Origin of the sequence: Comamonas sp. CMM03 (assembly GCF_019218715.1) — a bacterium.
Lineage (GTDB): Bacteria > Pseudomonadota > Gammaproteobacteria > Burkholderiales > Burkholderiaceae_C > Comamonas > Comamonas terrigena.
Map to the genome: position 1 here is coordinate 755,139 of NZ_JAHUXB010000001.1, position 26,805 is coordinate 781,943.

A 26,805-nucleotide genomic window follows, 5' to 3' on the forward strand; every position below is an offset into this window, starting at 1 on the left:
GGGCTTATTGTGCCGGATCGATCAGCCCGTCCTGGGGCTGGTCTGCGTCCTGCGCTTCGGCCACCGCCACATACAGCAGCGGGTTGGCGCTGGCGCGCTGGAAGCGGGTCTGCTCGCTCATCAGCAGGTCCAGCATCAGGCTGGCCAGGTCGTCGGCCAGCGGCTCGGCGAACGGGTCTTTCTCCTGGTTGACCACCTTGCGGTAGGTGCCGCATTCATCGCAGGTTTCAGCGGTGACCACGTCCTTGCTGCCTTCGATGGTTTCGTAGTGGATGCCCTTGGTGGATTCGCAGTGCGAGCACTTGACGCGCACCATGTGCCATTCGGTGCAGCAGGTGCCGCAGTGCAGGTAGCGGTGGCCGTTGGCCTTGCCGCCGATGCGCAGCACGCTGGCCACGGGTTCGCTGGCGCAGACGGGGCAGATGCTGGCCGGGTCGGTGTAGGGCACGTCCACGGGGTTCAGCGCAGCGGCGCGGCGGGCGTAGGTGACCTGCAGCGCGGCCATGATGAACGGCGCCATGCCGATGTGGCGTGCCGCCACTTCTTTTTGCAGCAGCTTGGCGGCAATGTCGTTGCGCTCGGCGTCCGGCAGGTTGCGCAGTTCGGTGATCAGCGGTTGCAGCGGTGCGGGCAGGCCTTCGGCGCTGGAGAGGGTTTCCAGCATGCTGTGCAGCACGGCGTGCCAGGCGGGATCCACATGTTCGGCGGCGGGCAGCAGCGGCATGGAGTGCTGCTGGGCCCGTTCGATGGTGCTGGTGTCCAGCGGGGCCAGTTCCACGCTGCTGGCGGCGGCCTGCTGGGCGTCGACGATCTTGGCGGCGAACTGCAGGTAGTCGGCGATGGGGTTGCCGTCGGCCAGCTGGCGCAGGCGGGCCGCGCGTTCGCTGAACAGGCTGGCGACCTGCGGCAGCAGGATGCGGGGGAAGGAGGTCTTGTCCAGCGCTTCGATTTCGCCGGGTTGGAGGATACGTTGCTGCATTTGTGTGGTTCTCAATGAAGGCCGCCGGCGGCCCGTGAAGGCAGCCGGCGGCAGTCAACAAGCGTCAATGAGGAGGGGCTGAGGAGGAGTGCCCCTGTTTTTTAGTCGTTGTCGCCGGTCATCTTGCGATACCAGCCGCGGTGATGCTGCTTGGCCCAGGCGCGTGTCACTGTGCCATAGAGCATGGCACGGATGGTGCCGCGGGTCCAAATAGCCGCATACACGTGCATGATGATCAGACCGATCATCCACACGGCCGCAATGGCGTGCACCACCGAAGCGGCACGCACCACGCCCACCGGCAGGTTCCACCAGGCGCGCCACATCAGCACGCCGGTGATGGTGATCAGCGCCATGCCGATGACCAGGCCCCAGAACAACAGCTTTTGACCGCCGTTGTACTTGCCTTGTTCGGGCATGTCGTGGTCGTCGCCGTCGATCATCTTGTTGACGTTCTTGAGCCAGTCAATGTCGCGGGGTTCCACGATGTTGAGCTTGGCAAAACGGCAGGCCATGACGATGAAGAACAGCGCCATCACCACCCCGATGTAGGGGTGCAGGATGCGGCTCCACGGACCCCCGCCGAACAGCTGGGTCAGCGGGAAGAACGCCGGGTGGAAGAACGCCAGGCCGGACAGGGCCAGCAAGATGAAGCAAATGCCGACCACCCAGTGGTTGGCGCGCTCCGATGCGTTGTAGCGCACGAGGTCGCGGGGATTGCGTTTCATTTGCCAGACTCCTTATTCAGCGCTTCGGCGTCCTTGCGCTCCATTTCATCTTCTAGTTCCTTGGACACGTCGTTCGGGCCCTTGGTGATGTAGTGGAACAGGCTGCCCACGGCAGCGGCGCCCAGTGCGGCCATGGCCAGTGGCTTGGCCACGCCCTTCCACAGTGCGACCATGGGACTGATCTTGGGATCGTCCGGCAGGCCTTTGTAGAGGGAGGGCTTGTCCGCATGGTGCAGCACGTACATGACGTGGGTGCCGCCCACGCCTTGCGGGTCGTACAGGCCTGCCTGGTCGAAGCCACGGTTTTTCAGGTCGACCACACGGTGGGCGGCCTGGTCCTTCATGGCTTCCTTGGTGCCAAACATGATCGCGCCGGTCGGGCAGGTCTTGACGCAGGCCGGTTCGCGACCCACCGCCACGCGGTCAGAACACAGGGTGCACTTGTACGCCTTGTGGTCCTTCTTCGAGATGCGGGGGATGTTGAACGGGCAGCCGGTGACGCAGTAGCCGCAACCGACGCACTGGTCCTGCTGGAAGTCCACGATGCCGTTGCTGTACTGCACGATGGCCCCGGGGGAAGGGCAGGCCTTCAGGCAGCCCGGGTCTTCGCAGTGCATGCAGCCGTCCTTGCGGATCAGCCATTCGAGGTTGCCGGTCGCTTCGTTCTCGTACTCGGTGAACCGCATCACGGTCCACGACTGATCGGTCAGATCGGTCGGGTTGTCGTAGACGCCGGCTGCTGCCGTGCCGATTTCGTCGCGCAGATCGTTCCACTCCATGCAGGCTGTCTGGCAGGCCTTGCAGCCGATGCATTTGGAGACGTCGATCAGCTTGGCCACCTCGCCGCTGTGCGTTTCGCGCGCACTGGGGGCAGGGGTGGTCGTCGCGGAGCGGCGCTTGATATCAAGGGACATGGTTGAAGACATCAGCTACTCCTTAAGCCTTCTCAACCTTCACGAGGAAGGTCTTGGATTCAGGGGTCAAGCTATTGCCGTCACCGACCGAGGCGGTCAGGTTGTTGGCCATGTAGCCCTTGCGGCCTTGGGACGAGAAGCCCCAGTGGATAGGCACACCCACGTGGTGGATGGTCTTGCCGTCGATCTGCATCGGCTTGATGCGCTTGGTCACCACGGCCGCAGCCTTGACGAAGCCGCGCTTGGACGATACCTTGACCTTTTGGCCGGTCTCGATGCCCAGCTCCTTGGCCAGCGCCTCGCCGATTTCCACGAACTGCTCGGGCTGAACGATGTTGTTCAGGTGCACGTGCTTGGTCCAGTAGTGGAAGTGCTCGGTCAGGCGGTAGGTGGTGCCCACGTGCGGGTACTCGGCAGCCGTGCCGGCGGAATCCTTGACGGAGTCAAAGATGCGCATGGCAGGGTTGATGACAGCCAGCTTGTTCTTCGGGTACATGGGGTTGTAGCCCAGCGGGTTGTCAAACGCCTCGTAGTGGGTGGGGAACGGACCTTCGTTCATGCCCTTGCGTGCGAACAGACGTGCCACACCTTCGGGGTTCATGATGAACGGGTTGGTCGTTTCGGGCGGCATGGTCGGGCCCATGTCGGGCACGTCGGCGCCGCCCCAGTTCTTGCCATTCCACTTGATCAGCACGCGGTTCGGGTTGAACGGCTTGCCTTCGCGGTCGCAGGATGCACGGTTGTACAGCACGCGGCGGTTGGCCGGCCAGGCCCAGGCCCAGTTCAGCGTGTTGCCGATGCCCGTGGGGTCGCTGTTATCGCGGCGGGCCATCTGGTTGCCCGAAGACGTCCAGCTGCCGGCCCAGATCCAGCAACCACCCAGGGTGGAGCCGTCGTCGCGCATTTCACCAAAGCCTGCCAGCTGTTCACCCGCCTTGCGGATGACCTTGCCTTCGGCGTCGGTCAGGTCGACCAGTGCACGGCCGTTGTATTCCTTGGCGATTTCCTCGGAAGACGGGTGTGCGGGCTGTGCGTACGGCCAGTAGAGCTTGGTGATCGGGTCGGGGAACTTGCCGCCTTCCGTCTCATACAGCTTCTTCAGGCGCAGGTGCAGGGCCGACATGATGGCGATGTCGGTCTTGGCCTCTCCTGGGGGCTCGGCCGCCTTCCAGTGCCACTGCAGCACGCGCGAAGAGCTCACGACAGCGCCGTCTTCTTCGGCAAAGCAGGTGGTGGGCAGACGGAACACCTCGGTCTGGATGGAAGCGGAATCCACGTCGTTGAATTCGCCGTGGTTCTTCCAGAATTCCGAAGTCTCGGTGGTCAGGGGATCCATGACCACCAGGAACTTCAGCTTCTTCAGGCCGTTGCGCACGTTGTTGCTGTTGGCCAGCGCCGCCAGGGGGTTGAAGCCCTGGGCGATGTAGCCATTGATCTTGCCCTGGTTCATCAGGTCGAAGACCTGCAGCATGTCGTACTGCTTGTCCAGCTTGGGCAGGTAGTCGAACGCCCAGTTGTTTTCCGCCGTGGCGGCAGGGCCCCACCACGCCTTCATCAGGCTGACGTGGAACTTGGGCGTGTTCGACCAGTAGTTCATCTGGCCCGGACGCAGTGCCTTGGGCGTGCGCGCGGCGATGTACTTGTCGTACTCCTGTTCGGCTTCGTTCGGTAGCGTCAGGTAACCTGGCAGCGAAGCAGACAGAATGCCCAGGTCCGTCAGGCCCTGGATGTTGGAGTGGCCGCGCAGCGCGTTCATGCCGCCGCCAGCGATACCGATGTTGCCCAGCAGCAGCTGGATCATGGCACCGGTACGCAGCATCTGTGCGCCGGTGGTGTGCTGTGTCCAGCCCAGGGCGTACATGATGGTGGCGACACGGCCGGCTTCCGCTGTGGAGGCGAGCTTCTCTGCCACGTGCAGGAACTTTTCCTTGGGCGTGCCGCAGATGCTTTCCACCTTCTCAGGGGTGTAGCTGGCGTAGTGGCGCTTGAGCCACTGGTACACGCAGCGGGGATGCTGCAGCGTGGGGTCGACCTTCACGAAGCCGTCTTCACCCAGTTCATAGTCCCAGGTGGACTTGTCGTAGGTGCGCTTTTCGGGGTTGTAGCCCGAGAAGATGCCTTCGTCGAACGCAAAGTCCTCGCGCACGATGAACGTGAAGTCCGTGTAGTTCTTCACATATTCGTGGTGGATGCGGTCGTTGGTCAGCAGATAGTTGATCACACCACCCAGGAACACGATATCGGAGCCCGAACGGATGGGGGCGTAGAAATCGGCCACGGATGCCGAGCGGTTGAAGCGCGGATCGACCACCATGAAGTGAGCATTGTTGTGCTCCTTCGCTTCGGTCACCCACTTGAAGCCGCAGGGGTGTGCTTCGGCGGCATTACCGCCCATGATCAAGATAACGTCCGCGTTGCGAATGTCGACCCAATGGTTCGTCATCGCTCCACGGCCAAACGTCGGGGCAAGACCTGCCACCGTCGGGCCGTGTCAGACACGTGCTTGGTTATCGAGTGCGAGCAGGCCCCAGGAACGGGCCACTTTGTGCGTAACGTAGCCGGCTTCGTTGCTGGAGGCCGAAGCGGCCAGCATGCCGGTGGTGAGCCAACGGTTCACCGTCTGGCCCTTTTCGTTCTTTTCAACGAAATTGGCGTCGCGGTCTTCCTTGAGGAGCTTGGCGACGCGGGTCAGAGCCTCATCCCAGGATAGGCGCTTCCACTCGGTCGAGCCGGGGGCGCGGTATTCGGGGTACTTGAGGCGGTTGGGGCTGTGCACGAAGTCCAGCAGCGATGCGCCCTTGGGGCACAGCGTGCCGCGGTTCACCGGATGGTCCGGATCCCCTTCGACGTGCATGACCGACAGCTTGGCATTCTTGGTGCCATCGCTGTAGGAATACATCAAAATGCCGCAGCCGACCGAGCAGTACGTACACGTCTGCCGAGTGACGGTGGCGGCGGCCAGCTTGAACTGACGGACCTCCGCTAGGGCGGCGGTGGGCGAGAAGCCCATCACTGCCAAGCTGGATGCCGCCAGACTCGAACCAGTCACTTTCATGAACTGGCGTCTGGAGAATTGCACCATGGGTTACCTTTTTTAACTTGACGCTTGTGGGGCGCATTCTAGGTCCGGCAACTTATATAAGACGCAGGAGTTCAGGTTCTCGGTCACTCTTCTCGGGATTGCTGCACGCGGTGTTTTATGTAGGTTATGTATTCCTGCGAATGGCTGCCGGTTCCATTGCTGCTCTGGGCTTTCCAGTACGCCCAGGCTGCAAATAAGACTGTGGACCACAAAAAGACAAGCCGACCTAGGGAAGTCCCGAGGTCGGCCTGGTGAAGAGGGTATTTCCATCTGTGCGGTGATAAGCCCGCGTATCAGGTGTAACTATCTGGGCGTATTTTCGGCGGCTGGCGGGGCGTAAATATCCCAGGTGGCCATGAAAAGGGCTGCAATGGCCGGGCCCACGACAAAACCGGACAGGCCAAAAAGGGACATTCCGCCCAATGTGGAGATCAGCACCACGTAGTCGGGCATCTTGGTGTCCTTGCCCACCAGCAGGGGGCGCAGGATGTTGTCGACCAGGCCGATGACCAAAATGCCGTAGGCGGTCAGGATCAGGCCCTGGCTCCAGCTGCCGGTGGCCAGGAAGTAAATCGCCACCGGGCCCCAGATCAGGCCCGCACCCACGGCGGGCAGCAGGGACAGGAAGGCCATCAGCACGCCCCAGAGCACCGGGGCGTCAATGTCCAGTATCCAGAAAATCAGGCCGCCCAGTGCGCCCTGGGCAGCGGCTACGGCCAGATTGCCTTTGACGGTAGCCTTGATGACGGTGGTGAACTTGCTCAGCAGCTGGGTCTTGTGCTCGCGGTCCAGCGGAATGGCGTCGCGGATGCGTGGGGCCAGCTTGGTGCCGTCGCGCAGCAGAAAGAACAGCAGGTACAGCATGATGCCGAAGCCCACCACAAAGCTCAGGGTGCCCTGGCCCAGGTTGACGGCCTTGGTGGCAAAGGATTTGGCGGCTTCGCCGGCCACCACCGCCAGGCGCTGCTGGATTTCCGTCAGGGTGCTGAGGTTGAGCCGGTCCAGGATGTCCAGGGCCCAGTCCGGCAAGGCGGCCTTGATCTGCTGGATATAGGTGACCAGATTCATCTGGCCCGAGCTCATGCGGTGGTAGACGGACGCGGCTTCCTGGATCACCGACAGGGTGATGGCGATCAGCGGCAGGATCACCACCAGCAGGCACAGCAGCAAGGTGAGGAGGGTGGCGGAGTTCGGGTACCGGGGCATGCGGGCCAGCAGGCGGCGGTTCAGCGGCTGGAACAGGATGGCCAGCACCACGGCCCAGAACACCGCGCCCACGAAAGGCCAGAGGATGGTCAGGAAGCCGAGGGTGACGGCTGCCAGCAGCAGCGCAAAGGTGTACTTGTTGGCGTTTTCCGAGCGCATGTGCATGGAGGCGGGCCTGCAAACTAAGGGGATATGGGAATGTAAGCGAAGCAGGCAGCGTTTAAGCTGTGTCCGCCTTTCGGAACGACGCGGCATTCGGTGGCACAATGACGGACGCAACAACAGGCCCTTCCCCAGCCACAGTCGCATCCGCCATCCGGTACAGCCGTGTCGCGGAAGGTTTACCAACCAGCTAAGGCTTTCCCCAGGAAAGCGGAGGTCAGCGGAATATGAGCGATCAGCCATCTGTTTACCAAGCCTACCAAGGCAACACCTATCTCTTCGGCGGCAACGCGCCCTATGTCGAAGAGATGTACGAAAACTATTTGGCCAATCCCGGCAGCGTGCCGGATTCGTGGCGTGAATACTTCGATGCGCTGCAGCATGTGCCTGCCGCCGATGGCACCAATGCCAAGGACGTTCCCCACCTGCCGGTGATCAATGCGTTCGCTGAACGCGCCAAGCAAGGCGGCACCAAGGTGGTCCAGGCTTCCGGCGCCGATTCCGAGCTGGGTCGCAAGCGCACTGCCGTGCAGCAGCTGATTGCCGCTTACCGCAATGTGGGCCAGCGCTGGGCCGATCTGGATCCGCTCAAGCGCACCGAGCGCCCTGACATTCCCGAACTCGAACCTGCGTTCTACGGCTTCACCGATGCCGACCAGGAAGTCGTTTTCAACGTGGGCAACACCTTCTTCGGCAAGGAAACCATGTCCTTGCGCGAGCTGATGAACGCTCTGCGCGAAACCTACTGCGGCACCATCGGTGTCGAGTACATGTATGCCACGGACCAGGCGCAAAAGCGCTGGTGGCAGCAGAAGCTGGAAACCATCCGCTCCAAGCCCGTCTTCGATGCTGCCAAGAAAAAGCGCATTCTGGACCGCCTGACGGCAGCCGAAGGTCTGGAACGCTATCTGCACACCAAGTACGTGGGCCAGAAGCGCTTCTCGCTGGAAGGCGGTGAGTCCTTCATCGTCGCGATGGACGAGCTGATCAACGCCAGCGGCCAGACGGGCGTGCAGGAAGTCGTGATCGGCATGGCCCACCGTGGCCGCCTGAACGTGCTGGTCAACACCCTGGGCAAGATGCCCAAGGACCTGTTCGCCGAGTTCGATCACACTGCTCCCGAAGAGCTGACCGCTGGTGACGTGAAGTACCACCAGGGCTTCAGCTCCGATGTGTCCACCGCAGGCGGCCCCGTGCACCTGTCGCTGGCCTTCAACCCTTCCCACCTGGAAATCGTCAACCCCGTGGTCGAAGGTTCGGTGCGTTCGCGCATGGACCGTCGCGCCGACCCGCACGGCAAGCAAGTGCTGCCGGTGCTGGTGCACGGTGATGCCGCTTTTGCCGGCCAGGGCGTGAACCAGGAAACCCTGGCGCTGATGCAGACCCGTGGTTATTCCACTGGCGGCACGGTCCACATCATCATCAACAACCAGATCGGTTTCACCACCTCCGACCCCCGCGACAAGGGCTCCACCACCTACTGCACGGACATCGTGAAGATGGTGGAGTCGCCCGTGCTGCACGTGAATGGTGACGATCCCGAAGCCGTGGCGCTGTGCATGCAGCTGGCACTGGAATACCGCATGGAGTTCCAGCAGGACGTGGTGGTGGACATTGTCTGCTTCCGCAAGCTGGGCCACAACGAGCAGGACACCCCCGCGCTGACCCAGCCGCTGATGTACAAGAAGATCGCTGCCCACCCCGGCACGCGCAAGCTGTACGCAGACAAGCTGGCTGCGCAAGGTCTGGGCGAGTCCCTGGGCGACGACATGGCCAAGGCCTACCGCGCCGCCATGGACGAAGGCCGTCACACCCAGGAAGTGGTGCTGACCAACTTCAAGAGCCAGTACGCCGTGGACTGGAGCCCGTTCCTGGGCCAGAAGTGGACCGATGCCGGTGACACCGCCATCCCGCTGACCGAATGGAAGCGTCTGGCCGAGAAGATCACCACGCTGCCCGAAACGGTGAACCCCCACGCGCTGGTGAAGAAGGTCTATGACGACCGCGCCGCCATGGGCCGTGGCGAGGTCAACGTGGACTGGGGCATGGGCGAGCACATGGCTTTCGCATCGCTGGTGGCTTCGGGCTATCCCGTGCGCCTGTCCGGCGAGGACAGCGGCCGCGGTACCTTCACCCACCGCCACGCCGTGATCCACGACCAAAAGCGTGAAAAGTGGAGCGAAGGCACCTACATCCCGCTGGCCAACGTGGCCGAGAACCAGGCTCCGTTCACCGTGATCGACTCCATCCTGTCCGAAGAGGCAGTGCTGGGCTTCGAATACGGCTATGCCTCCAACGATCCCAACACCCTGGTGATCTGGGAAGCCCAGTTCGGCGACTTCGCCAACGGCGCCCAGGTGGTCATCGACCAGTTCATCGCCTCCGGTGAAGTGAAGTGGGGCCGCGTCAACGGCCTGACCCTGATGCTGCCGCACGGCTACGAAGGCCAGGGACCTGAGCACAGCTCGGCCCGCCTGGAGCGCTTCATGCAGCTGGCTGCCGACACCAACATGCAGATCGTGCAGCCGACCACGGCCAGCCAGATCTTCCACGTGCTGCGTCGTCAGATGGTGCGCAAGCTGCGCAAGCCGCTGGTCATCTTCACACCCAAGTCGCTGCTGCGTAACAAGGACGCCACGTCGCCGCTGTCTGAATTCACCAAGGGTGCTTTCCAGACCGTGATCGCCGAGCAGGATGCCAACGTGGTGAAGAACGCCGCCAAGGTCAAGCGCGTGATCGCTTGCTCGGGCAAGGTGTACTACGACCTGGTGAAGAAGCGTGTCGAGAAGGAAATCAACGACGTGGCCATCATCCGCGTCGAGCAGCTGTATCCCTTCCCGCACAAGGCTTTCGCTGCCGAGCTGAAGAAGTTCCCCAACGCCACCGACATCGTGTGGTGCCAGGACGAGCCACAGAACCAGGGCGCCTGGTTCTTCATCCAGCACAACATCCACGAAAACATGGTCGAAGGCCAGAAGCTGGGCTACTCCGGTCGCGCTGCCTCGGCATCGCCGGCGGTGGGCTACTCGCACCTGCACCAAGAGCAGCAAAAGGCTCTGGTGGAAGGCGCGTTCAGCAAGCTCAAGGGCTTTGTCCTGACCAAGTAATACAGGGACGACCCCTGCCCGCAGGGCAGGGGTACACAAAAACATCTTTGGAAAGAATTCAAAATGGCAATCGTTGAAGTCAAAGTTCCCCAGCTGTCCGAGTCCATCGCCGAGGCGACCATGCTGACGTGGAAGAAGAAGGCCGGTGAGGCCGTCGCTGTGGACGAAATCCTGATCGAGATCGAAACCGACAAGGTGGTGCTGGAAGTGCCCGCACCTGCCGCTGGCGTGCTGGCCGAGATCGTGCAAGGTGATGGCGCCACCGTCATCGCCGAGCAACTGATCGCCAAGATCGACACCGACGCTGTGGCCGGTGCCGCTGCTGCGCCTGCCGCCGCTCCGGCCGCTGCCGTGGCTGCTGCTGCCCCCGTGGCCGCCCCTGCTGCCGCTGGCGGCAACAAGGGTGATGTGGCCATGCCCGCTGCCGCCAAGCTGCTGGCCGAAAACAACCTGTCCGCCGCCAACGTGGCCGGTTCGGGCAAGGATGGCCGCGTGACCAAGGGTGACGCACTGTCCGCCATCAAGGCTGGCGCCACCATCCCCACCGGCGCTCCCAAGGCTGCTCTGCCCCAGGTGGCTGCTCCTGCGCTGAAGGAAGACCTGTCGGGCCGTCCCGAACAGCGCGTGGCCATGACCCGTCTGCGCGCCCGCGTGGCCGAGCGTCTGCTGCAGTCGCAATCCACCAATGCCATCCTGACCACGTTCAACGAAGTGAACATGGCTCCGGTGATGGCCCTGCGCAAGAAGTTCCAGGACGATTTCGTCAAGGAGCACGGCGTGAAGCTGGGCTTCATGTCCTTCTTCGTGAAGGCTGCCGTGCACGCGCTGAAGAAGTACCCGGTGCTGAACGCTTCGGTGGACGGCAACGACATCGTCTACCACGGCTATTTCGACATCGGTATCGCCGTGGGTTCGCCCCGTGGCCTGGTGGTGCCCATCCTGCGCAACGCCGACCAGATGAACTTCGCCGAGATCGAAAAGAAGATTGCCGAATTCGGCAAGAAGGCGGCTGACGGCAAGCTGGGCATCGAAGACATGACCGGCGGTACCTTCTCCATCTCCAATGGCGGCACCTTCGGCTCGATGATGTCCACCCCCATCATCAACCCGCCCCAGTCCGCCATTCTGGGCGTGCACGCCACGAAGGACCGTGCCGTGGTTGAAAACGGCCAGGTCGTGGTGCGCCCCATGAACTACTTCGCCATGTCGTATGACCACCGCATCATCGACGGTCGCGAAGCCGTGCTGGGTCTGGTGGCCATGAAGGAAGCGCTGGAAGATCCTTCGCGCCTGCTGTTCGACCTGTAATTCACACCGGGTTCACACCTCGACGAAACCCACCCTCGGCCACACGCCCACGGTGGGTTTTTTTCAGCACCTGTAGACAAGAGATTTGAGACATGAGCAAGCAATTTGACGTTATCGTGATCGGCGCCGGCCCTGGCGGCTATATCGCCGCCATCCGTGCCGCCCAGCTGGGCAAGACCGTCGCCTGTATCGACGAGTGGAAGAACGCTGCCGGCGGCGCTGCCCCCGGCGGTACCTGCACCAACGTGGGCTGCATTCCTTCCAAGGCGCTGCTGCAGTCGTCCGAGCATTTCGAGCATGCCAATCTGCACTTTGCGGACCACGGCATCTCCACCGGCAAGGTCGAGATCGATGTGCCCAAGATGATCGCCCGCAAGGACGCCATCGTGAAGCAGAACAACGACGGCATCCTGTACCTGTTCAAGAAGAACAAGGTCACTTTCTTCCACGGCCGCGGCTCCTTTGTGCGCACCGTGGAAGGCGGCTACGAGATCAAGGTGGCCGGCAAGGAGGAGGAATCCATCACTGGCGCGCAGATCGTGGTGGCCACTGGCTCCAACGCCCGCGCGCTGCCTGGCGTGCCTTTCGATGAAGAAAACATCCTGTCCAACGACGGCGCGCTGCGCCTGGGCAAGACCCCCAAGAAGCTGGGCCTGATCGGCGCCGGCGTGATCGGCCTGGAAATGGGTTCGGTCTGGCGCCGTCTGGGCACCGAAGTGACCGTGCTGGAAGGCATGCCCACTTTCCTGCCTGTGGTGGACGAGCAGATCGCCAAGGAAGCCAAGAAGGCTTTCGACAAGCAGGGTCTGAAGATCGAGATGGGCGTGAAGATCGGTGAAGTCAAGTCGTCCAAGAAGGGCGTGAGCGTGGCCTACACCAACGCCAAGGGCGAAGCCCAGACGCTGGACGTGGATAAGCTGATCGTCTCCATCGGCCGCACCGCCAACACCATCGGCCTGAACGCCGAAGCCGTGGGCCTGCAGCTGGACGAGCGCGGCTGCATCGTGGTGGACGACGACTGCAAGACCAACCTGCCCGGCGTGTGGGCGGTGGGTGACGTGGTGCGCGGCCCCATGCTGGCACACAAGGCGGAAGAAGAAGCCGTGGCCGTGGCCGAGCGCATTGCCGGCCAGCACGGTCACGTGAACTTCGCGACCCTGCCTTCCGTGATCTACACCAGCCCCGAAGTGGCATGGGTGGGCCGCACCGAGCAGCAACTGAAGGCCGAAGGCGTGAAGTACAAGGCTGGCACCTTCCCGTTCCTGGCGAACGGCCGTGCCCGTGCACTGGGCGACACGACCGGCATGGTCAAGTTCCTGGCCGATGCCGAGACCGACGAGATTCTGGGCGTGCACATGGTGGGTCCGATGGTGTCCGAGCTGATCTCCGAAGCCGTGGTGGCCATGGAGTTCAAGGCATCGAGCGAAGACATCGCCCGGATCTGCCACGCTCACCCCTCGCTGTCCGAATCCACCAAGGAAGCGGCTCTGGCGGTGGATAAGCGCACGCTGAACTTCTGATTGCCGTGAGCCGTTTGCACGGCTGAGCGCTCAGACCGCTGCCTGTGCCCGAGAGGGTGCAGGCAGCTTTTTTTTTGTGTGTACGGTAGGCGTGCACCGGGTACAGCGGGTCAAGGGGGGCACGCACGCAGCCTGCGGCGTGGCGTCGCCTGCACGCGGTCAGCTCCGTGGCGGGGCGCCGTGCAGGTCACGCCAGGCGGCAGGGGGGGGAAAGTGCGTAGGGCCGGTGCGGCGGCCTGAGAGATGGCCTGAGAGACGGCCTGTGCGCCCGCGCAAGGCGCGTGCCGGCAGGCCTTAGCGCAGGTCTGCGGGATACCAGAAGGTGCGGAACATGTCGTGGCCGTAGGAGTGGCCGTCGTAGCGCAGCACGGTGCGTGCGCGGCGCTGGCTGGTTTTTTCGTCCGCGTCGCCATGGACTTCGCTCTGGACGATGCGGGCGGTCAGGGCCAGATCGGCAAAGCCATGGCTGCTGGTCTTTTCCACGGAGACGGTCAGGCGCGCTTCTTCGCTGCGGCTCAGTTCTTCGTTGAGGATGCAGGGCGTGCCCACGATGTTGACCCAGCCACGCAGATTGGTGCCGAGCACCGGGCGCAGTTGCCGGCCTTCGCGCACCCACAGTGTCAGCTCGTTATCGGCAGCGGCGTCGGGACAGCGGGAGCCCAGCGCATCGCTGTGGAACACGGTGCCGAAGGCGCGCACGCCGGGGCGCAGGTGGTAGCGCGCGGTGTCGATGTCGTAGCGGCCCACGGCGGTGGTGGCGTCCTCCTCGATCTGCGAGCGGTGGGCGGCCACGACCTGGCCGGCTTCGACCAGGGCGATGATCTGCAGCTTGTTGCCGTCGCCGCGGGTCTGGCCTTCCAGCAAGTTGTCGAACGCGATGGCGGCAATCGTGGTGTCCGGTGCATCGGGCATGGCCTTGCAGCTGGCTGCCGCAATCAGGCCCCCGGGCTGGTCCCAGCTGACCAGTTTGCCCTGGACACCTGCCCAGCGCGCCACGGCTGCGACGGTGGCGGGGGCGCAGGCCTGGGGCTGCTCGCCGGCCCAGAGGGCGCTGCCCATGGTGGCCAGCAGCAGGCAGGGCGCCATGCAGCCCAGGGTGCGCAGCAGAGGGGCGCGAAAAGCGAAGGACTGCATGGGAAGGCGGGGATGCAACTGGAGTGCGGGAGGGGAACGGAAGGGAAACGGGCGGGGGCGTGCAGGCCGGGCGAAGGTGCAGGCAGAGATATCTGCAGGCCGGCAGGGCATGTTGCGGGCCGCTATAGAATAGACAGCATGTCGCAGGCTCGACATGATACCTGCAAGCCTTGGCGAAAGACTTTTTCGCACACTCTGCTCGGACGCTGCCCCCTGGTGGTGCCACGCGTCGGGACCTCCTCGCTCCATACATTCCGCGACTGGGCCTTGCACAGCAGCATGCTTGAGCCTCGGATCCGAGTTGGAGGTAGATGGTGAATGTGAGACAAGCGTACGAGGCCGAGCTGGCCGCCAAAGGCTTTACGGCCGACCCCGCGCAGCTGCGCGCGGTGGATGCGCTGCAGCGCTGTGCGGACGATTGGGCCGCCTACAAATCCCGGCGTTCCAACGCGATCAAGAAGATCTTTTCCAAACCGGAAATTCCCCGTGGCGTGTACATGTACGGCGGGGTGGGGCGTGGCAAGAGCTTTCTGATGGACTGCTTTTTCAATGCGGTGCCCATCCGGCGCAAGGTGCGGCTGCACTTTCACGAATTCATGCGCGAAGTGCACCGGGAGCTGCACCTGCTGCAGGGCACGCAGAACCCGCTGGATGCGCTGGGTGCCAAGATCGCCAAGCGCTACAAGCTGATCTGCTTTGACGAATTCCACGTGGCGGACATCACCGACGCCATGATCCTGTACCGCCTGCTGGTGTCGCTGTTCGACAATGGCGTGGGCTTTGTCACCACGTCCAACTTCACGCCCGATGGGCTGTATCCGGGCGGCCTGCACCGCGACCGCATCCTGCCGGCCATCGACCTGCTGAACGAGCGCATGGACGTGGTCAATGTGGACAACGGCACCGACTACCGCTGCCGTACGCTGGAGATGGTGCAGCTCTACCACTGCCCGCTGGGCCCGGAGGCCGACGCTGCCATGCAGGAAGCGTTCGAGCGCCTGGCCGAAGTGCCGGAAGAAAAGCCGGTGTTCATGATCGAGTCGCGCCAGCTCAAGCCGCTGCGCCGAGCTGGTGGCGTGATCTGGTTTGATTTCCGCGAACTGTGCATGGAACCGCGCTCGCAGAATGACTACCTGGAAATTGCCACCCAGTTCCATACTGTGCTGCTGTCGAACGTGCCGTTCATGCCGGTGAACATGGCGTCGCCTGCGCGCCGCTTTACCTGGCTGGTGGATGTGCTGTACGACCGGCGCGTCAAACTGATTCTGTCGGCCGCGGTGCCGCCGGAGCAGCTGTACACCGAAGGGCCGTTGGCCCACGAATTTCCGCGTACAGTGTCCCGCTTGAACGAAATGCAGTCCCAGGAATTCCTCTCGCTCGAGCGGCGCGAGGTTGATACTGGTCTGACCTGACACACCATGCACACACGCGCTTCTATGTTCCTGCCCCATCTGCTGGCTGCCGTGGTGGCCGTTTCGGCCACTGCCGCACTGGCCCAGCCTGCGCCGGCCGCGCCTCTGCCGGAAGAGGACGCGGCCCGCGCTGCCGCCCTGCAGCACCGCAAGGAGCAGCGGGATGCCGAGCGCCACGACATCGAGCAGCAGCGCCGCGCCCTGGCCGAGCGCCAGAAGCCGCTGGAAGCCGCCTGCTACCAGAAGTTTGCGGTGGAGGATTGCCTGAGTAAGCTGCGCAGCCAGGCGCGCGAACAGGAAAAGCCGCTGCGCGAACGCGAGCTGCGCCTGAACGATGCCGAGCGCCTGGAAAAGACGGAAGAACGCCTGCGCAGCATCGACCAGAAGATGAAGGAGCCGCGCCAGCAACCGGCCATACAGGCCACGCCGCGCCAGCCTTTGACGCAGCCCGCCAAGCCGGCGCCCAAGCGCACTCCGGAGGATGTGGCGCACGACCGCGCCACCATGGATGCGCAGGCCCAGCAGCGTGCACAGACGCAGTCGCAGCGCGCGCAGTCGCAGCAACGCCAGCAGGCCGAGCATGTGCAGGCCGAGGCCGAACGCCGCAGCAAGGCGCAGGAAGCCGCCAAGCAGACCCGGGAAGAAGCGGCCAAGGCCAAGGCACGCCGCGACAAGGCCGTGGCCGACCGCAAGGGCGCACCCTTGCCGGTGCCGGGCGCGCCCTGAGCCGCACCGGCCGGCGCGCAGCGGTTTCCAGCATGAGAGCGGCGAGCGCGCCTGTGAGCCACCGCTTTCTGCTGCTGCGTGGGTGCCGTCAGGGAGGGCAAGGGGATCTGCCGGGACGCCTGGCCAGTGCCGCACGGCATAGCGCAGGGCTGTTTCTGCGTTGGAGAGCACGGGTATGACGGCCCCCCTGATGGATGCCGTGCGCGCCGTGTTTGCGGCCGACGGGGCATTGGCCCGGGCGGAGCCGCATTTTCACCCCCGCGCCGGACAGACTGCCATGGCCGAGGCCGTGGCCCAGACCATTGTCGATTGCGGCGTGCTGGTGGTGGAAGCCGGCACGGGCGTGGGCAAAACCTATTCCTACCTGGTGCCGGCGCTGCTCAGCGGCAAGCGGGTGGTGGTGTCCACGGCCACCAAGGCGCTGCAGGACCAGCTGTTCGCGCGCGATCTGCCCCGGCTGATGCAAAGCCTGGGGCTGCCGCTGCGCATGGCACGGCTCAAGGGGCGCAGCAGCTATCTGTGCCAGCAGCGCCTGCTGCAGGTGCGCCTGGGCAAGCAGCCGCTGGATGCCCAGGTGCTGCGTGCCGTGGCGCGGGTGGAGGACTGGTCGCGCTCCACGCGCAGCGGCGACATGGCCGAGCTGCCCGATCTGGCCGAGGATTCGCAGGTGATTCCGCTGGTGACGTCCACGCGCGACAACTGCGTGGGCCGCGAATGCGCGCACTGGCAGGCCTGCCATGTCAACCGCGCGCGCCAGCAGGCGCTGGAGGCCGATGTGGCCGTGGTCAACCACCACCTGTTCTTTGCCGACATGGAGGTGCGCGAGTCCGGCATGGCGCAGCTGTTGCCCCAGGCGGGGGTGGTGGTGATCGACGAAGCCCACCAGCTGAACGAAACCGGGATCCAGTTTGCCGGCCTGGTGCTCAGCAGCAACCAGCTGCTGGCCTATGCCCGTGATGTGATGCAGGATGCCAGCGACCATGCCCGGGGCATGGCGGACTGGCTGGTACTGGCCGCGCGCGTGCAGCAGGCCGTGCGCGACTGGCGCCTGGTTGCCAGCACGCACCGCAGCGCACAGCCGCGCCTGCGCTGGCAGGGGCTGGCCCCGGACACCCTGGATGCCGCCCAGTGGCGCGCGGCCACGGTGCACCTGGGACAGGCCTTGCGCGCCGTGGTGCAGGCGCTGGCCGGGGTGCTGGAGATGGCGCCAGCCCTGGTACACCTGCAGGAGCGCGGCCAGCTGCTGCTGCAGCGGCTGGCGCATTTTGTGCGGCCGGCTCCGGACGATGCAGTGCGCTGGCTGGACGTGGGCCGCCAGCACCTGCGGCTGACGGAGTCTCCGCTGAGCATTGCCCGCCTGGTGCGCGAGCAGTTGATGGCCGGCCATCCTGCGCTGGAGGTGCGGGCCTTCAGCGATGCGGACTTGGCACCCGGTGGGGCCTGGGCAGAAGTTGCAGAACCGGCTGCTGCAGAACCGCCTGCAAACGAGGACGAGGCCGTGCCGGTGGGGGCTGCGGAATCGGTGGAGCCGGGCGGCGATGCCGTGCAGCCGGACCGGCCGCCGACCACATCGCCGACGTCGCCGATCACACCGGCGGCACCAGACACTGCGGCGGCCCACACGGCCTGGATCTTCACCTCTGCCACCCTGGGCCTGGGGGATGACTTGCGCTGGTTCACCGAGCCCTGTGGCCTGCACGGCGCCCAGGTGCTGCGGGTGGACAGTCCGTTCGATTACGCGCACCAGGCGGCGCTGTATGTGCCCGAAAGCTTTCCGCTGCCCGGTGATGCGCAGCACAGCGATGCCGTGGCCCGGCTGGCCGGGGACGGTGCCGCAGCCCTGGGGGGGCGCACCCTGGTGCTGACCACCACGCTGCGTGCGCTGGAGCAGATCGGGCAGCAGCTGCGGGCGCGCTTTGGGCTGCTGGAGCCCATGGATGTGCTGGTGCAGGGGCAGGGCTCCAAGCACGCGCTGATGGAGCGCTTTCGTGCCGGCACGGTAAACGGACGAGGCTGTGTGCTGGTGGCGTCCAGCACCTTCTGGGAGGGGGTGGACATTCCGGGGGATGCGCTGCAGCTGGTGGTGATCGACAAGCTGCCGTTTCCGCCGCCGGACGATCCGCTGGTCGAGGCGCGCTCGCGCCAGCTGGAGCAGCTGGGCCGCAACCCGTTTGCCGACTATGTGCTGCCCGAGGCGGCACTGGCCCTGAAGCAGGGGGCCGGGCGCCTGATCCGCACCGAAACCGACCGCGGCATCCTGGTGGTGACCGATATCCGGCTGCGTACCAAGGGCTATGGCCGGAGCATGGTCGAGGCGCTGCCGCCCATGCGCCGCCTGGGCACGGAGGCCGCGTGGAAAGAGGCCTTGCAGGCGCTTCAGCAACTCGCACCACGGATGCCCATGTAGAACCAGTGACAAGCTGAGGGCATGTTGCAAGGCACGGGAATGACTTCATAGCTGGCGTTGCTTTCCCTGCTTTGCACATGTTTGCGTGAACGAAACAAGGACGGCGTCTTCGTAGCTGGCAGACGATAGTCGACTATTGACAGCAATCGATCCCAGGGCGGCACTTCAGGCAAGATGCTTCGGTCAGGATCTACTATCTCAAAATGTATCTGCTAATCTAGAGGTGCTGTGCTTACACTGTTGCGTAGAACCTCTTCTAGACTTTGACCCCACGAGCCCATGCCAAGGATCACTGAAAATGAACTGTTGTTGGTTTCGAAATCCAATCAGGAGACTCTGAAGGGATTTGTCCGAGGGGCTCAGTTGACCAGTCGCTCGGGCAAAACAATTCATGAATTGCAAGTGCGCGTTGCTTTAGATCGCATAAAGTTAGCGAATCTCCATCTCAAGCAAGCAACCGCTGCCTCACGAGCGAAGCTTCCTCAGAATCGAAGCACGGTAAGTAGGGCTTACTATGCGATGTATCACGCCGCTCGGGCTGCCACGTATATTTCTATCGGCGGTGACGATCACGAGCAGCACTCAGTGCTTCCGACAAAGCTCCCGGCAGATTTTCCTAATTGCGACGAGTGGAAGAACAGACTCAAGATGGCAAGACTAGAACGCAATCGTGCAGACTACGACCCCTATCCTGCGGGGGATGTGGAATTCAGCGAAACCGCCGGGGAATTGCTTCAAAACGCTCGCATGCTGGTAAAGCTGGCGCGCTCCTATCTCCAAGCGAAATCATAGAGAATACAGTTGTATGTCATTAGAAGCGACAACGCGGAAAATAATCGAAGATGAGCTTCGAGCTGCTGGAATTAAGCCAGTTTCTGTCCAAATTAGAACGTTTCCAAACGAAGTAATCGCAATCATTGAGGTTGATAGAGATTATGAAGCTGCTCTGTCCGTTGCCCAGCGCATTGATGAAATAATTGATAATGGATTCGTCACTGTCCGACAAACTAAGGCGGTTTCGCAGCGAACGGAAAATACTCGCGTATCCGGCGTGCATGACGACCGAATCTCTGACCTCATTCGATTGCTCAACGCTCGTTCACGTACATCGGAAACTCAGCCCAGCTTGCGATATATCGGAGACGTGGCGGAACGGCTTAGCCTTGCGATATCGCCACGGCATCATTTGATCTTCGGCAGACGCGGAGTTGGGAAAACAGCACTGCTGCTAGAAGCAAAGCGGGTTCTGGAGTTGCAAGGATCCAACGTGCTTTGGGTGAACATGCAATCGCTTCGATCGCTAGGTGCACAGCATGCTTTCCTTACTGTGGCACTAAGGATTTGCGACTTGATACTCGGCACCTACGCTAGTCGCTCCGAATCATCTCAAGGCCATGAATCCTTGAAACTCTTGCGGGCCATGATCGAGCAATGGTTTCAGCCGAATACAGCATCACTGGATGATGTAGCGCTCTTGGTGCCGCAGCTACAACAAGTGTGTGCCAGATTCTGTCTTCAATCTGGCTCATCGCTTTTCATTTTTCTTGATGATATTCACTACGTAAAAAGTAGCGATGTTCCTAAGTTCTTAGATCTCATTCACGGAGTCACTCGTGATTGTCCCGTCTGGCTCAAAGTAGCAGGTATACAGCACCAGACTCGTTGGTTCATTCCCGACCCACCTACTGGGCTTCAGACAGGGCATGATGCCGCAATCATTAACTTGGACGTGACGTTGGAGCAGCCAGAAAAGGCAAAAATTTTCCTCGAAAAAATTCTGCGAGGTTATGCGGAAGAATGCAATGCCCTGCCATTGAGCAGCGTAGTGAGTGCCTCGGCGGTAGATAGACTGGTACTAGCTTCTGGTGGCGTGCCACGAGATTTTTTGACACTCTGTGCCGCGTCTCTTCAGACAGCTAGGCAACGGTTGAATGCTAAAACAGTGGGTGTTCAAGATGTGAACAACGCTGCCGGTATTATAAGCCAGACAAAACAACAGGAACTCGAGGATGATGCTGCGGCGACCTCAGGGCGCTCTGCCATTTTGGTTGCTTCTCTAAATATTGTTCGAGAATTTTTACTAAGCGATCAGCAAATTACTTTTTTCCGCATTGAGTTTCGTGATAAAGAATTACATCAAGGCGAATACCGTGCATTGCAAGCCCTCGCAGATTTAAGAATGATCCATCTAATAAATGCGAGTCTATCGGATCCGCATCATGCTGGACAACGGTCCGAGGTATATCTATTGGATCTAAGTCAATATTCCGGCTCTCGTCTTAAGCAAAATCTTTACGTTTTGGATTTTGAAAAAGGTCATATGGTTCTAAAAAGGACTCGAAGCTCAGAGCCCGCACGCGTGGGAGATACTGTATTAAAGCTGGTATCACTCTTGCGTCGTGCTCCAATACTCGACTTGGCTCGCCTGTCAGATTCTATTCTTCCTGTGCACGATTTATAACGCGTATTCGCAAAAAGACATTTGGCGGCTTACCGACCAGCTGGTGAACGCCTGATTGCAAGGTTGGCCGAAAACTGACTTTGGTAGACGTTAGTGACCCAAAAGCAGGGGGCTTTCCAGTTGTAAATGGCGAAGGTGGGCTGTTAACTTGCAATACACATTACTACCAGAATGCAACGCCGCAGGTTGTTTTATCACGTGGTAACGGTTTCTCTGTGCAGTAGCCTTGTTTTTATAATGAATCGTTACGGCGATTGGTAACGGGCTGTGTTCCTTTGTCAACCTCGGTGAGTACTTTGCGTATAAATGAACATTGCCACCACGGTCTTGTGAATCGTTAGCGCCATGCCGAGCTTGGGTGCAATGCCTAGATTGGCAATGCAGGTCGTCGACTGATGGCGCATGCCTTGCATATTGGCATGCGCTGCCGTTGGGCTTTGACGGCTCAGCCTCAACTGCTCTACTTCTTTGGTCGAACCTTGGTTCGGGCATTCGTTGACGGCGGCACGTGGAGGCCGAGATCCAGATCCCGGCGTGGTGTCGCTGACCGCCGTCAGCAGGCTTCCTCGCTGCTGGGTTTTGACATGCCGTTGGGCTTAATGCTGAGTCAGACGACGCTGCGATGTTGCGGCTCGAACAGTTTGCTATTGGAGCTAGGCGATTTCCTAGAAGCGGTACACGAATCTGGATTGCAAGCGGATCATCAAGGGAATGAGGCTGATATTGATCGCACCCCGACGTTCTTCCTGCGTGTTGGGCTTGTGGCGCTGCATGCAGTAGTGCTATGTGAACTTGCGGTTCTGTTCTTCAACCCTGGAACAGCTGGCTATGGGTGTGGCTGCTAGCGGGTTGCAGGTCGTTAATCCAGAAAGCGCAGGGCTAAGCGGCGGTGAGTTCTCAGTGAGAGATGGCGGCGCTCGCTTGCGTCAGAGCTCGAACAGACCGCGAGGATGGCGGATGAGATTGCGAATTGCGCCGGCACCTGTTTAACTGACCTAAGTGCTAGGTAAGTCTGTTGCATCTGGTGCCTACGCTGTCCAGTTTAAGACTGCGCTTTGGAGAGTCAGCGCGAAATAAAAAAGCCCATGCGCAAGGGCATGGGCTTGGGGTGTGCAGAGAAATGCTGGCTAGCCTGTGGCGGCGCGGCGGCTTACCAGAACTTCCACCAGGGCGCGCTCTTGCGGCGCTGGGCCGTGGTTTCGGCCGTGGCAGGGTAGGTGCTTTCCAGCACGCGCTTGGCGTCGTCGCGCAGCTGGTTCATGCCCAGCTTGTCGTAGGAGTTGACCAGGATCTCCAGCGCTTCCTTGATGGCGGGCACGCCTTCGTATTCGGTGATGGCGGTCTGGGCGCGGGCAATGGCAGCCACATAGGCGCCGCGCGAGTAGTAGTAGCGCGCCACATGCACTTCGTACTGTGCCAGCGAGTTGACGATATAGGTCATGCGCTGGCGGGAATCGGCCGCGTAGCGCGAGTCAGGGAAGCGGTTAACCAGCTCGTTGAAGGCTTCGAACGAATCCTTGGCGGCCTTCTGGTCACGCTCGGACAGGTCCTGGCGCGACAGCCACGAGAACAGGCCCAGGTTTTCGTTGAAATTGACCAGGCCCTTGAGGTACAGCGCGTAGTCGAGGGCTGGGCTGGCGGGGTGCAGCTTGATGAAGCGGTCCAGCGTGGCGATAGCCTGGGCCTTGTCGCCGGCCTTGTATTGCGCGTAGGCCTTGTCGATCTGGGCCTGCTGGGCCAGGGGGGTGCCGGCAGCGCGGCCTTCCAGCTTTTCAAACAGTGGCACGGCCTTGTCGTAGCCGCCGCCATTGAGTTCTTCCTTGGCCTCGGTGTAGATGCGGTCGGGCGTCCACTTGGCGGTCGGGTCTTCCTTGGTCGTATTGCATCCGGCCAGCAGGCCGGCAGCCAGCAGGGCGGCGAACAGGGGCAGGCGGTGACGGGGCAGAGAAGACAGCATGCGGACAGGAAATGTGTACATAAGTTTCTGGCAAGGGCACCGTTGCGGGCCACTGGTTGGAAGGCATTGTAGCGGCAGGCCAAGGGCCCCTTCGCCGCAGGTTATGACACGGTGTCGGCGTGGAGGCTGCCGGGCCTTCCTACAATGGCGTCCATGTTTGTTCACCTGCGCCTGCACACCGAGTTTTCCGTCGTCGACGGGACCTGCCGTATTGACGATGCCATCAAGGCGGCGGCTGCCGACGGGCAGCCCGCCATGGCCATCACCGATCTGAACAATATGTTCGGCGGGCTGAAGTTCTACAAGTCCGGGCGGGGCAAAGGGGTCAAGCCCATTCTGGGCGCCGAGCTGATCATGGAAGGCGAGGGCGGTGCGCCCGGCCCCCGTGTGCTGGTGCTGGTGCAAAGCAAGCTGGGCTACCACAATCTGTCGGAAATCCTGGCCAGGGGCTGGACCGGCAATGTGCCGCGCGGTCAGGCCCAGGCACTGAGCAAATGGGAATGGCTGCAGGAGCTGGGCGAGGGCCTGATCCTGCTGTCCGGCGCCAATGCCGGCCCGGTGGGCCAGGCCCTGCAGCGCGGCGACAAGGACGGGGCTGCGCGCGAAGCGCTGCGCATGGCCAGCCTGTTTCCGCACCGCTTCTACCTGGAGCTGCAGCGTGCCGGGCGCCCGGAAGACGAGAGCCTGGTGGTGCAGACCGTGCAGCTGGCGGCACGGCTGAACCTGCCGGTGGTGGCCACACACCCGGTGCAGTTTTTCAAGCCCGGCGATTTCGAATCCCATGAAGCGCGGGTGTGCATTGCCGAAGGCGAGGTGCTGGGCAATACCAAGCGCGACAAGCGCTTCACCCGGGAGCAGTACCTCAAGAGCAGCGCCGAGATGCAGGCGCTGTTTGCCGATGTGCCGTCGGCGCTGGAAAACACCGTGGAAATCGCCCGCCGCTGCAGCGTGACGCTGCTGCTGGGCAAGAACTTTCTGCCGGACTTCCCCACACCCAACGGCATGCCGGCCGAAGACTATTTCCGCCATGCCTCGTACGAGGGGCTGGAGGAGCGTCTGCAGCTGCTGTTCCCGAACGAGGCCAAGCGCCAGGCGGCCCGCCCGCAGTATGTGGAGCGGCTGGAGTTCGAGCTGGGCATCATCTTGAAGATGGGGTTCCCGGGCTACTTTCTGATCGTGGCGGACTTCATCAACTGGGCCAAGAACAATGGCTGCCCGGTGGGGCCGGGCCGTGGTTCGGGGGCCGGTTCGCTGGTGGCCTATGTGCTGAAGATCACCGATCTGGACCCCATCCACTACAACCTGCTGTTCGAACGTTTTCTGAACCCCGAACGCGTGTCCATGCCTGACTTTGACGTGGACTTCTGCCAGGCCAACCGCGACCGCGTGATCGATTACGTGAAGGACCGCTACGGCCGCAATGCCGTCAGCCAGATCGCCACCTTCGGCACCATGGCTGCGCGCGCGGCCATCCGTGACGTGGGCCGGGTGCTGGACCTGAGCTACAACTTCTGCGACGGCATCTCCAAGCTGGTGCCCAACAAGCCGGGCCTGCACGTCACGCTGAAATACCCGCCCAATCCGCGCAAGGAGAACGACAAGTACACCTATGCGGTGGATGAGCAGGCACTGGCCGAACGTCTGGAAAAAGAAGAAGACGTGAAGATGCTGATCGAGATGGCGCAAAAGCTCGAAGGCATGTGCCGCAACATCGGCATGCACGCCGGGGGCGTGGTGATTGCGCCCGGCAAGTTGACCGACTTCTGCCCGCTGTACCAGCAGCCCGGCAGCGACTCGGCCGTGGCCATGTACGACAAGGACGATGTGGAGCAGATCGGCCTGGTGAAGTTCGACTTCTTGGGCTTGGCCACGCTGACCATCCTGGAGATTGCGCGCGAATTCATCATGAAGCGCCACAAGGGGCAGGAGAACTTCAAGTTTGAAGAAATTCCGCTGGACGACTACCCCACGTACAAGCTGTTCCAGGAAGGCAAGACCGAAGCCGTCTTCCAGTTTGAATCCCGCGGCATGCAGGGCATGCTGCGCGACGCCAAGCCGTCGCGCCTGGAAGACCTGATTGCGCTGAACGCCCTGTACCGTCCAGGCCCCATGGACCTGATTCCGTCCTTCGTGGCCCGCAAGCACGGTCGCGAGGAGATTGAATATCCCCACCCGCTGGTGGAGCAGGTGCTGGCCGAGACCTACGGCATCATGGTCTACCAGGAGCAGGTGATGCAGACGGCCCAGGTGCTGGGCGGCTACTCGCTCGGCGGCGCCGACTTGCTGCGCCGCGCCATGGGCAAGAAAAAAGTCGAGGAGATGGTCAAGCACCGCGGCATCTTCCGCGAGGGGGCGGCCAAGAAGGGTATCAGCCAGGACAAGGCCGACGAGGTCTTCGACCTGATGGAGAAGTTTGCGGGCTACGGCTTCAACAAATCGCACGCGGCCGCCTATTCGCTGCTGGCCTACCACACGGGCTGGCTCAAGGTGCACTACACGGCGGAGTTCTTCTGCGGGAACATGACCGTGGAAATGGACGACACCGACAAGCTCAAGGTGCTCTACGAGGATGCGTTGAAGATGGGCCTGACCTTCGAGCCGCCAGATGTGAACCGCGGCGTCTACCGCTTCGAGCCGGTGACCGACAAGGTGATCCGCTACGGCCTGGGCGCCATCAAGGGCACGGGCCAGCAGGCGATCGAAGCCATCATCGCGGCGCGCGAAGGCCAGGGCGTGGGGCCGAACGGCCACCTCAAGGGCCCGTTCACCAGCCTGTTCGACTTCTGTGTGCGGGTGGACCGCTCGCGCCTGAACAAGCGCACCTTGGAAGCGCTGATCAAGGCCGGCGCGTTCGATGCCATCCACCGGAACCGCGCGGCGCTGTCGGCGTCGGTGGACACGGCGTTCGAGTTTGCCAATGCGACCTTGGCCAATGCCAACCAGGGCGGCCTGTTCGACATGATGGGCGACGATGCCGTGGGCTCCAGCACCCAGGAGCCGCCGCTGGCCGAGGTGCTGCCCTGGGGCATCAAGGAGCGCCTGACCCTGGAAAAGACGGCAGTGGGCTTCTACCTGTCCGGCCACCTGTTCGATGAGGTCGAGGCCGAGGTGCGCCGTTTTGTGCGCACCCCGCTGGCCGATCTGGGGGACAGCCGCGAGCCGCAGGTGCTGGTGGGCATCGTCAGCGATCTGCGCGTGATCAACGGCCAGCGCGGCAAGCTGTGCCTGTTCAAGCTGGACGACAAGTCCGGCGTGATCGAGGCATCGGTGGACGAAGCCACGCTCAACGCCCACAAGGACCTGCTCAAGGACGACGAGTTCGTGGTGCTGACGGCACGGGTGCAGCAGGACCGCTTCAGTGGCGGCTTGCGTGCCAAGGTGCAGAAGGTCTGGGGCCTGGCAGATGCCCGCTGCCGCTTTGGCCGCTACCTGCAGGTCAGCACCACCGAAAAGATGCCCGATGTCCAGCGCCTGCTGCGTGAATTCCCCGCCAAACGGGAGGACACCGAGCACGGCAGCATCCAGCACGGGCTGAAGGTGCGCCTGGGGGTGCGCTGCCAGTCGGAGCTGGGCGCGGCGCTGGTCGAGCTGCAGCTGGGCGATGACAGCCGCTTCTTCCCCAGCGATGCGGCGCTGGCCGCCTGGTGCGCCGAGGCTGGCAGCGGGCACAGCACGGTCGTCTACGAGTAAGAAAACGGCCAT

Annotated in this window: 16 protein-coding genes; 9 read left to right on the top strand and 7 right to left on the bottom strand. The window is 62.4% G+C overall.

Annotation, left to right across the window (positions count from 1 at the left end; translation table 11 throughout):
* Positions 1-4: 4 nt before the first annotated feature.
* The 5 genes from fdhE to KW830_RS03485 form a co-directional block, all read right to left on the bottom strand.
* The gene (gene fdhE, locus KW830_RS03465; RefSeq protein ID WP_066532422.1) at positions 5-979 is read right to left on the bottom strand and encodes a formate dehydrogenase accessory protein FdhE; all 975 of its coding nucleotides are present in this window, start codon (positions 977-979) and stop codon (positions 5-7) included.
* A gap of 101 nt (positions 980-1,080) precedes the next feature.
* Positions 1,081-1,707, bottom strand: a complete 627-nt coding sequence (locus KW830_RS03470) for a formate dehydrogenase subunit gamma (RefSeq protein ID WP_066532416.1) — start codon at positions 1,705-1,707, stop codon at positions 1,081-1,083.
* Positions 1,704-2,633, bottom strand: a complete 930-nt coding sequence (gene fdxH, locus KW830_RS03475; protein WP_066532413.1) for a formate dehydrogenase subunit beta — start codon at positions 2,631-2,633, stop codon at positions 1,704-1,706. The genes KW830_RS03470 and fdxH overlap by 4 nt, the downstream gene beginning before the upstream one ends.
* Before the next feature lie 10 nt (positions 2,634-2,643).
* The gene (fdnG, locus tag KW830_RS03480) at positions 2,644-5,703 is read right to left on the bottom strand and encodes a formate dehydrogenase-N subunit alpha (protein WP_115594661.1); all 3,060 of its coding nucleotides are present in this window, start codon (positions 5,701-5,703) and stop codon (positions 2,644-2,646) included.
* 303 nt (positions 5,704-6,006) lie between these two features.
* Positions 6,007-7,068, bottom strand: coding sequence for an AI-2E family transporter (locus KW830_RS03485; RefSeq protein WP_066533317.1), 1,062 nt, complete (start codon positions 7,066-7,068; stop codon positions 6,007-6,009).
* Between the two features lie 230 nt (positions 7,069-7,298).
* Between KW830_RS03485 and KW830_RS03490 the strand changes: the two genes are divergently transcribed.
* The 3 genes from KW830_RS03490 to lpdA all read left to right on the top strand — a co-directional run bounded on the left by KW830_RS03490 (position 7,299) and on the right by lpdA (position 13,006).
* On the top strand, positions 7,299-10,178 hold the full coding sequence (locus KW830_RS03490) for a 2-oxoglutarate dehydrogenase E1 component (RefSeq protein ID WP_192334050.1): 2,880 nt from the start codon (positions 7,299-7,301) through the stop codon (positions 10,176-10,178).
* Positions 10,179-10,241: 63 nt separating this feature from the next.
* Positions 10,242-11,486, top strand: coding sequence for a 2-oxoglutarate dehydrogenase complex dihydrolipoyllysine-residue succinyltransferase (odhB, locus tag KW830_RS03495; protein WP_192334052.1), 1,245 nt, complete (start codon positions 10,242-10,244; stop codon positions 11,484-11,486).
* A 92-nt stretch (positions 11,487-11,578) separates the two neighbouring features.
* Positions 11,579-13,006, top strand: coding sequence for a dihydrolipoyl dehydrogenase (gene lpdA, locus KW830_RS03500; RefSeq protein WP_066532398.1), 1,428 nt, complete (start codon positions 11,579-11,581; stop codon positions 13,004-13,006).
* A gap of 294 nt (positions 13,007-13,300) precedes the next feature.
* Here lpdA and KW830_RS03505 read toward each other — a convergent pair whose 3' ends face one another.
* Positions 13,301-14,140, bottom strand: a complete 840-nt coding sequence (locus KW830_RS03505) for a multidrug ABC transporter ATPase (RefSeq protein ID WP_218332134.1) — start codon at positions 14,138-14,140, stop codon at positions 13,301-13,303.
* Between the two features lie 314 nt (positions 14,141-14,454).
* On the opposite strand from KW830_RS03505, the gene zapE reads away from it, so the two are divergent.
* The 5 genes from zapE (at position 14,455) to KW830_RS03530 (ending at position 21,146) form a co-directional block, all read left to right on the top strand.
* Complete coding sequence (gene zapE, locus KW830_RS03510; RefSeq protein WP_066533315.1) at positions 14,455-15,552, top strand: cell division protein ZapE; 1,098 nt, start codon at positions 14,455-14,457, stop codon at positions 15,550-15,552.
* 6 nt (positions 15,553-15,558) lie between these two features.
* Complete coding sequence (locus KW830_RS03515; RefSeq protein WP_218332136.1) at positions 15,559-16,278, top strand: hypothetical protein; 720 nt, start codon at positions 15,559-15,561, stop codon at positions 16,276-16,278.
* Positions 16,279-16,453: 175 nt separating this feature from the next.
* Positions 16,454-18,685: an ATP-dependent DNA helicase gene (locus tag KW830_RS03520; protein ID WP_255578052.1), complete on the top strand. Its 2,232-nt coding sequence runs from the start codon at positions 16,454-16,456 to the stop codon at positions 18,683-18,685.
* Positions 18,686-18,964: 279 nt separating this feature from the next.
* Positions 18,965-19,477, top strand: a complete 513-nt coding sequence (locus tag KW830_RS03525) for a HEPN domain-containing protein (RefSeq protein WP_218332138.1) — start codon at positions 18,965-18,967, stop codon at positions 19,475-19,477.
* A 13-nt stretch (positions 19,478-19,490) separates the two neighbouring features.
* Positions 19,491-21,146 carry an ATP-binding protein gene (locus tag KW830_RS03530; protein ID WP_255578053.1) on the top strand — a complete coding sequence of 552 codons (1,656 nt, stop codon included), beginning with the start codon at positions 19,491-19,493 and terminating at the stop codon, positions 21,144-21,146.
* A gap of 1,150 nt (positions 21,147-22,296) precedes the next feature.
* Here KW830_RS03530 and KW830_RS03535 read toward each other — a convergent pair.
* Positions 22,297-23,091: an outer membrane protein assembly factor BamD gene (locus KW830_RS03535; protein ID WP_066533314.1), complete on the bottom strand. Its 795-nt coding sequence runs from the start codon at positions 23,089-23,091 to the stop codon at positions 22,297-22,299.
* A 165-nt stretch (positions 23,092-23,256) separates the two neighbouring features.
* Here KW830_RS03535 and dnaE point away from each other — a divergent pair, with 165 nt between their 5' ends.
* Complete coding sequence (gene dnaE, locus KW830_RS03540; RefSeq protein ID WP_218332140.1) at positions 23,257-26,793, top strand: DNA polymerase III subunit alpha; 3,537 nt, start codon at positions 23,257-23,259, stop codon at positions 26,791-26,793.
* The last annotated feature ends 12 nt before the right edge of the window (positions 26,794-26,805 follow it).